Source organism: Synechococcus sp. R6-5 (genome assembly GCF_047461775.1).
GTDB lineage: Bacteria > Cyanobacteriota > Cyanobacteriia > Thermostichales > Thermostichaceae > Thermostichus.
This window is the reverse complement of sequence record NZ_JANSHV010000267.1, coordinates 1-8334: the sequence shown is the minus strand read 5'-3', so window position 1 is coordinate 8334 and position 8334 is coordinate 1. Positions and strand designations below refer to the sequence as shown.

At 57.6% G+C, this 8334-nt stretch carries 8 protein-coding genes; 1 reads left to right on the top strand and 7 read right to left on the bottom strand.

Annotated elements, in window-relative coordinates:
- Positions 1-152 precede the first annotated feature (152 nt).
- Positions 153-623, bottom strand: coding sequence for a VOC family protein (locus NW818_RS12545; RefSeq protein WP_414424738.1), 471 nt, complete (start codon positions 621-623; stop codon positions 153-155).
- A 195-nt stretch (positions 624-818) separates the two neighbouring features.
- Here NW818_RS12545 and topA point away from each other — a divergent pair, with 195 nt between their 5' ends.
- Complete coding sequence (gene topA, locus NW818_RS12540) at positions 819-3614, top strand: type I DNA topoisomerase (RefSeq protein ID WP_414424737.1); 2796 nt, start codon at positions 819-821, stop codon at positions 3612-3614.
- Between the two features lie 49 nt (positions 3615-3663).
- On the opposite strand, the gene NW818_RS12535 is transcribed toward topA, so the two are convergent.
- The 6 genes from NW818_RS12535 to grxD all read right to left on the bottom strand — a co-directional run bounded on the left by NW818_RS12535 (position 3664) and on the right by grxD (position 8044).
- On the bottom strand, positions 3664-3876 hold the full coding sequence (locus NW818_RS12535; RefSeq protein ID WP_414424736.1) for a hypothetical protein: 213 nt from the start codon (positions 3874-3876) through the stop codon (positions 3664-3666).
- A 37-nt stretch (positions 3877-3913) separates the two neighbouring features.
- Entirely contained in the window at positions 3914-5074 is a 1161-nt protein-coding gene (locus tag NW818_RS12530) for a SpoIID/LytB domain-containing protein (RefSeq protein ID WP_414424735.1), read from the bottom strand.
- Positions 5075-5100: 26 nt separating this feature from the next.
- Entirely contained in the window at positions 5101-6657 is a 1557-nt protein-coding gene (locus NW818_RS12525; RefSeq protein WP_414424734.1) for a B12-binding domain-containing radical SAM protein, read from the bottom strand.
- A gap of 327 nt (positions 6658-6984) precedes the next feature.
- The gene (locus NW818_RS12520) at positions 6985-7341 is read right to left on the bottom strand and encodes a phage holin family protein (protein ID WP_011433930.1); all 357 of its coding nucleotides are present in this window, start codon (positions 7339-7341) and stop codon (positions 6985-6987) included.
- A 44-nt stretch (positions 7342-7385) separates the two neighbouring features.
- Positions 7386-7676 carry a BolA family protein gene (locus tag NW818_RS12515; protein WP_414329320.1) on the bottom strand — a complete coding sequence of 97 codons (291 nt, stop codon included), beginning with the start codon at positions 7674-7676 and terminating at the stop codon, positions 7386-7388.
- A 29-nt stretch (positions 7677-7705) separates the two neighbouring features.
- Positions 7706-8044, bottom strand: coding sequence for a Grx4 family monothiol glutaredoxin (grxD, locus tag NW818_RS12510; RefSeq protein WP_041437553.1), 339 nt, complete (start codon positions 8042-8044; stop codon positions 7706-7708).
- Between the last annotated feature and the right edge of the window lie 290 nt (positions 8045-8334).

The following is an 8334-nucleotide window of genomic DNA, read 5'->3' as shown; positions in this document are numbered from 1 at the left end:
GCGGGGCTCCTGCGATTTCTAGCTGACAAGCGGCCAACAAACCCTTCTCTCAAGTTCCCCAGAAGCTCTACTAGCTTAGCTTTAGGGTTGGCTCTCCAGGATCTGGACAAGGGGGAACGACCGCTCCCACCCAAATTAGATCCTCTAACCCATCAACTAGTTATCCAACTATTTATTTTATTAATGTCCTCTGGGCGTTGGGGCAGACTCTCTCCTGAGGATCCCTGGGGACGAATGAGCTCGATCGGCAGGCCATCGGGATCGGCGATGAACGCCACTTCATAGACCTGGCCCCCAATTTGCTGGAGCTGGGGCGGCAGCAGCAGGGTAAGGGGCACTTGCGCTCGCAAATGTTCTAGGTAGTTGGCCAGGGATCCCCATTCGGGGCCCACCTCAAAAGCGGGGTGATAGTAGCCCACATAGTGGGGATCCCCAAAGGGATCCGGGGCAGGATGGGGCTGCGGCACTTGCATCAGCTCCAAACGCCCCCAGGGGCCGCGCATCCAGCAGGCCAGCGTGATCCCGGCAGTAAAGCGTTCTTCCACCGCAAAGCCCAGCCCCTCGTAAAAAGCGATGGAGCGGAAGATATCGGCGGTGCGAATGGAAAAATGGTGTAGTTTCATCGTCCTGTAAAGCAGCCAGATGGGGCCAGACCGCTCGGATCATCGCCGATGACGGCTGGTCAAGCGCAGACAGACTTGCTACGCTCCAGAAAAGTAGGCTGTCTATCTTAAGCACCTCTTGCAGTGTATGCTGGCCCGCCCAATCCTTGGGGCGGGAAATGCGACAACCTAAGCCGATTGCTGCCAACCTCAATTATGCCTAAGCTGGTCATTGTCGAATCTCCCACCAAAGCCCGTACCATCCGTGGGTTCTTGCCTGCGGGGTATGAGGTTCAGGCCTCGATGGGACATGTGCGGGATCTTCCCGATTCGGCATCTGAAATTCCAGAAGAATTGAAAGGAGAAGAGTGGAGCCGCCTGGGGGTCAATGTCCACGCCGACTTCGAGCCCCTCTACGTCATCCCCAAGGACAAAAGAAAGGTGGTCAAGGAGCTGAAGGAAGCGCTCAAGAAGGCGGACGAGCTGATCCTGGCCACCGACGAAGACCGCGAAGGGGAAAGCATTAGCTGGCACTTGCAGCAGGTGCTGCAACCCAAAGTGCCCACCCGCCGCATGGTGTTCCACGAGATTACCCGCGAGGCCATTCAGGAGGCGCTGCAAAACTGCCGTGAGGTGGATGAACAACTGGTGCGTGCCCAGGAGACCCGCCGCATCTTGGATCGCCTGGTGGGCTATACCCTGTCGCCGCTGCTGTGGAAAAAAATTGCCCCCAAACTCTCGGCAGGGCGGGTGCAGTCGGTGGCGGTCAAGCTTTTGGTGGATCGAGAGCGGGAGCGGCGCGCCTTCAGAAAAGCCTCCTACTGGGATCTCAAAGCGGAGCTGCAGCCCAAAACGACCGTCGCCGGCCAGCAGGCTGTCTTTCCAGCAGAGCTGGTGAGCTTGGGTGGCAAACGCCTGGCCAATGGGCAAGACTTCGATCCCAGCACCGGCCAGCTCATTGCCGGGCGGGATGTGGTGTTGTTGGATCAGGCCCAGGCCGAGGCCCTGCGGGATCGCTTGCTGGGAAAAGCCTGGATCGTCAGCTCTGTGGAAGAGCGCCCCTCCACCCGCAAACCTGCCCCTCCCTTTACCACCTCCACCCTGCAGCAGGAGGCCAACCGCAAGCTGCACCTGTCGGCCCAGCAGACGATGCGCATTGCCCAAAAGCTCTACGAAGAGGGCTACATCACCTACATGCGCACCGATTCGGTCCACCTGTCGGAGCAGGCCATCCGCGCTGCCCGCGCTTGTGTGGAGTCGATGTACGGCAGAGAATATCTCAGCCCCGAGCCCCGTCAGTACACCACCAAAACCAAAGGGGCGCAAGAAGCCCACGAGGCCATTCGTCCTGCCGGATCGGAGTTTCGTCTGCCCAGCCAAACTCCTCTGTCCGGCCAAGAGCTGGCCCTCTACGACCTGATCTGGAAGCGCACCGTCGCCAGCCAAATGGCCGAGGCGCGGCAAACCCACACCACGGTACTCATCGCCGTAGACGATGCGGTGTTCCGGGCCAGCGGCAAACGCATCGATTTTCCCGGCTTTTTCCGCGCCTATGTGGAGGGATCCGACGACCCCGATGCTGCCCTAGAGGATCGGGAGGTGCATCTGCCCCTGTTGCGGCAGGGGGATCCCCTCCGCTGCCAGAAGCTGGAACCCGTTGCCCACGAAACCCAGCCTCCAGCCCGATATACGGAAGCCTCCTTGGTCAAGGTGTTGGAAAGTGAGGGCATTGGCCGCCCCAGCACCTACGCCACCATCTTGAATACGATCATGAGCCGTGGCTACGTCAGGCCGATGGGAAGTGCCCTCGTGCCCACCTACACGGCTTTTGCAGTCACCGAGCTACTGGAAAAATACTTTCCCAACCTGGTGAATACCCGCTTCACTGCCGAGATGGAGCAAACGCTGGACGACATCGCTTCTGGACAGGCGGAGTGGTTGCCCTATTTGCGCCATTTCTTCTTGGGCGAGCAGGGTCTCGAGGGACAGGTGAAGGCGCGCGAGCTGGAAATTGATTCCGGCCTGGCCCGCTCCATCCATCTGGAGAACCTGCCTGTCAAGATCGGCATTGGCCCCTATGGCCCCTATGTAGCAGTTGAAACTGAGTCTGGAGAGGTGCGCGCCAACCTGCCGGAGGATATTCCCCCCGCCGATCTGAGCGCAGAACACATCGCGGAGCTGATCCAGCGGAAGCAGGAAGGCCCCAAGCCCATTGCCTTTCACCCGGAAACCCAAGAGCCCATCTACGTGATCCCGCAGGGCCCCTATGGCCCCTATGTGCAGTTGGGGGAAGTTTCTGAGGACAACAAAAAACCCAAGCGCACCTCTCTGCCCAAAGGGCTGAAACCGGATCAGGTTACGCCAGAGATTGCCTTGGGGTTGCTGAGCTTGCCCCGCACCTTGGGGGAACACCCGGAATCGGGGAAAAAAGTGCAGGCCGGCATTGGCCGCTTCGGCCCCTACGTGGTCTGCGATGGCGATTTTCGCTCTCTGCCCGCCGAGGAGGATGTGCTGACCATCAGCCTGGAGCGGGCGCTGGAGTTGTTGGCCCAGCCCAAGAAAGGCCGTGGGCGCGGCTCTGCCAAGCCCTTGCGGGAGCTGGGATCCCATCCTGAGGATGGTGAGCCGGTCAATCTGCACGACGGCCCCTACGGGCTGTATGTCAAACATGGCAAGGTCAATGCCTCTTTGCCCAAAGGGATCCCTGCCGAAGCGGTTACCCTGGAAATGGCTCTGCAGGTGCTGGCTGAAAAAGAAGGCTCTTCTGCAGAGGTCAAGGGGAAAAGCCGCTCGACCGGCAAAGCGGGCTCCTCGGTCAGTAAAACCCAAGCCAAAACTGCCTCCAGCAGCCCTACAGCCCAGCCGGCTGGAGATGCTGTGCCGCAGAAGCGGCGTAAAGCACAAACCACTTCCACCGGCGGCGGGATGGCCAAAGAGCCGCAAGCGAATGGGTCAGCCCAGGTGGGATCCCGTCCCACCATTGTGAAGATCACCCCCAAAGCCCCCGCCTGAGGTCAGCTTCTTGGGGTGCGATGGCCCAAGGTCGCCTGCTCAGGGTGGCTTAGGGGTTAGCCATGTAACAGTTTTGCTGACGAAACAACTGCTCCAAGGGCCACAAGCAGCGGCCACAGCGGCTTCCCGATTGGCAATGCACCCGCATCGCTTCTGCAAACGGCAAGGGATCCTGCTGCTGGCGCTTGAGAATCTGGGCGTGTTCCAGCTCACTGCAGTAGCAGTAGGCAGGATGGCGACGATGGGGGTGTGCAAGGGACACGGGAGTAAATGAGAGTTGGAGTCGGGGCCAACAGCCTTCAGCTCAACGTTATCACCTGGGTGCCGGGGAAGTAGTGATTGAGAATTTGCGGCGCCGTGTAGCCCTGCTCGGCCAAGCCACGGGATCCCCACTGACACAGTCCCACCCCATGGCCGGCTCCGCGATAGGTAAAAAGGTACACTTCCTGCTGGCCGGCCTTTGGCTGGAGACGTTCCCACGTGAAGCGGTTGCTGGGGAGGATCCCCCAACCCAGGGTTTGGCCAAGGCGCAGCACAAACTCTTGGCCAGTCAACAGTTGGGATCCAACGCGGATGCGCAGGGGGCGACCCCAGGGATCCGACTGCACAATCTCCAGATCGCCGTTGCCGAAGGCTGGCTCCAACTCCCGTCGGCTGAGTCGGACGCTGTGAGGGCCATAGAAGGGAGAGGCGCGACACCCGTCACAGATCACCCCTTGTAGGTAGGGGCGGGCGGGTGGGGCAAAAATATCCTGATTGGCGCTGGTGTGGCCCCCACAGGTGGAGTGAAACAGAACCTCTATCGGCTGGCCGGCATGGGTTAGGATCTGCCCTCGGGTTGCCCGCACCGCAGCAGTGGTCGCCGCCGTCTCATAGGCCAGGCCACCATAAAACTGGTGGGCGGTGGAATCCTGCAATAGCCTTATCGAGGTAGAGGGCCATTCTCTTCTGGGGCCGGGGCACAGATGGGGAACGGCCAAGGTACGGGCCAAGATGGCTTGCGCCTGCAAGGCGGCAGCTGGCCAGTCGGCGGGCATTTCGCTGGGCACCAAAGCCAGCAGATAGTCTTCCAACTTCACCCAATTCACCAGATGCAGGCGACCTAAACCCTTGGGACGAATCTGTACCCAGCCCCGATAGCGACGCTCCTCCCCTGCGAGGGAGCGCAGAGCTCCCCCCTGTAGCCAAAGGGATCCCTGGTAGCGACGAGGCTGTCCCGGCCCGGTCAGCAGGAGCTCTTGGCGGCGCACCTGTAACTTCCAGGCACCTGTTGGAAAAGGCTGCTGATTTAAAACAAAAGGGCCCATCAGCTCCAACTCGGCCAAGGGATCCGCACTCCAGCGGCTGAACAGCTCCACGGCCAACCACCCCTCTGGAGGAGCGGTTCGGGCCGGCAGAGCGCCCACACAAGCAGCGCCGGCGGCTCCCAGCGCCATGGCCCCAAACCGTCGTCGTCGCATAGGTTCTCCCCGGAACTGCCCCCGTCTCAAGGTGAGCTGGCCAGCAAAGGATCGTATCCCAGTTGCTGGGTAAGCCGGGCGCGGGCCAATTCCCGATATTCCCAAAAGTGTTCTCCTGCAGCGCAGAGGCCCAAATATAGGTTCAGCAGGCTCGGTTTCTGTCGCCAAATCGTCCATAGCTGCCGCCAAAATTGGGCGCGGATTTCGGGATGAAGGATCCCTTGCCGCCAGATGAGTTGTAGAAGCAGATGGATCCCTTTGCGGAGGGGCAGCTTCATCATTTGCCGCCGGCCATCTTTGATGCCGATATTCAGGCATTGTTGCAGGCAGCGAGATAAATATCGCGCAGGATCATACAGTTTCCAAAAACTTTCCAGATACTCTCGGGCAATCTCCGATAGAGAACGGGTGGGAATGAAATTCATCAGCGTATTTTGATCGCCGAACTCAGTAACGCCGATCCCTTCCAGCAAACGTTCCTCCTTCTTCAAGCGATTCCAGAGTTGCGTGTTTGGCAAAGCCTGTAAAATGCCCAGCATTGGCTGAGGAATACCGGTTTGCTCGACAAAAGCCTGAATGCGCTCCCCTGCTCCTGGCCGCTCTCCATCAAAGCCCAGAATAAACCCAGCATAGATCAGCAGTCCAGCATCGTTGATCTTGCGACAGGCCTCCACCAAAGGGTGGCGGGTATTCTGGAGCTTTTGGGTCATCTGTAAGCTGTCTTGGTCTGGAGTCTCAATGCCCAAAAAGACAGCATAGAAACCCGCCTCTACCATTAACCTCATCAGTTCTTCATCTTCGGCCAGGTTAACCGAAGCCTCTGTCATAAAGGTAAATGGGTAATTGCGCTTTTGGCTCCAAGGGATCAGCTCTCGCAAAAATCGCTTGACGTTGCGCTGATTGCCGATAAAATTGTCATCCACTACAAATACCGAACCCCGCCAACCCAAGTCATAGAGAGCCTGCAGCTCAGCTAGCATTTGACTTGGCTCTTTGGTTCTTGGCTTGCGTCCGTAAAGAGAGATGATATCGCAAAACTCACAATTAAAGGGGCAACCTCGCGAAAATTGGACTGACATCATGAAGTATTGATCCATACGCAGCAGATCAAACCTTGGCAAAGGACTTTGGGTTACATCCGGTTTTTCCGCGGCCCGAAAAATGCCCGACTCTTGACCTGCTTCTAGGGCCTTGACAAAGGCCGGTATGGTCACTTCCCCTTCATCCAAAACCAAATAGTGAGCACCAGATTCCAGGGCATCCTGTGGCACAGAAGTTGGATAGGGTCCGCCCACCGCTACTTTTTTGCCCAACTGCACCGCTTTGCGAATGAGGGCGTGGAAATCCTGCTTCTGCACCAACATGGCTGACAAGATCACCAGATCGCACCACTGCCAATCGGCTTCTGTTTCATCAGCTACATTGCGATCCACAAAGCGAATCTCCCAGTGTTGGGGCAGCAAAGCAGCAACGGTGATCAAGCCCAGAGGTGGCATTAGCGCTTTTAGCCCCACCATCTCAATGGTGCGATTGTAAGACCAGAATGATTGAGGAAAACGCGGATAGAGCAGCAACGCCTTCATACCAACCAGCTCCTGAGTTGCAGATCGACCAACTTGATCCCCTACTGGTTTCCCATCGATTTGCTAGGCTTAGATAAAGCAGCCACAGATCAAACGCCTGCTCGCAATATCCTGCTGATGTTAGCCATTGGCAGATCTTGTGCAGGCTATCTGTGGAGAATCCTATGGTTCTGCGGCAAAAACTTAGCGGGCAGGGCCAATGGAGTAAAGCTTATCGGGATCCCTTAAAGTTGGTTTTGGTTATCGTCGGGCTGAGTGTTGACGTTCCCCTAGCGTACCCCCTGCAATCTTGAACCAAACCCTGCCCTCTCACGGCTGGGGACGAAGTCAGTTCGGCGCACCTTGCTCAAAAACCTGCTGAACCAAGCCGCTGACGATGGAAAGTACAATTGCGCCGATAAACGCCCAGCCGAAATTATCGATGTTGAAAGCATTCCCGGCCAGCTTATCGGCAATGGCTAGACAAATGCCGTTCAAAATCAGCCAAAACAAACCCAGGGTAAGAACCGTAATCGGCAGGGTGATCAGCCGGAGAATCGGCCTAACCAAACCATTGACCAGACCAATGGCCAGAGCCGCCACCAAAGCCCCGCCAAACCCGGAGACGTGGATCCCGGGCAAAAGCCAAGCCAGGATCATTACACTCAAGGCTGACATCAGCCAGGTGGCCAAAAGAGTTGCCATGCTCCCTCCTCTGCCCTGATGGGGCCGCGATTTTGCCCTCTATGCTAGCTGATCTCCTCAGGGATCCCTTGCGCAGAAACCTCTTCAGGGCTGTAAGTTTGCAGGGCCAAAGCATGAATGCTCCGCCCCATGTGTTCCGCCAGAGCGGCATACACCAGGCGATGTCGCTGTAGGGTCGTTTTGCCGACAAACGAAGGCGACACTACTTGAACTCGGTAGTGCCCTCCTGTCCCGCCCCCGTGGCCGATGTGAAGGTGGGACTCATCCTCCACCTGCACATGAAGAGCCTGCAGCTTCTCCATCAGGTGCTGCCGAAGGTAGTCGGGGGTAAGCATGGCAACCCCTCTGGATGAGATGGGATCCCTTAAGATTGAGCCGTGGCCTTAGCAAAGGCTGCCTCGACCAGCGGACGCAGCTCGTTGCGGGCGTGCATCTCTTGGATGATGTCGCAACCGCCCACAAACTCCCCATCAATATAAATCTGCGGGATAGTAGGCCAGTTGGAAAACTCTTTAATCCCCTGGCGGATCTCAGGATCCTCGAGTACGTTAATCGCCGTGTAGGGGAAGCCCAAACTATCCAGCACACGAACGGCGGCATAGGAAAACCCACATTGGGGCATTTCCGGGGTGCCCTTCATGTAGATGAGCACCTTGTGGGTGCGGATTTGCTCACGGATTTTCTCTTCCAAAAGGGGATCCAGCATGGTGTTCAGCCACTATAGCGACAACAGTTGATAGGCAAACTGGCATCCTATCGAGATCTCATTTTCGTCTACTTTTAACATGCTCGACACTTTTCCCACGGTTGGGCCGAGAGATTCTCTCATAGACTCTGTTCTACGGACGCCACCAGCAAGCCCCATTGCCCAGGGCTGGCCCAAGCCCCCAACCTATCCAGGCAGCGACCCCAGGATCCATGTTAATTTCTACACCAACATGGTTAGCGACAGGGTCGGCGACAAACCTCAAACCCTGATTCTTCCGTTGACCC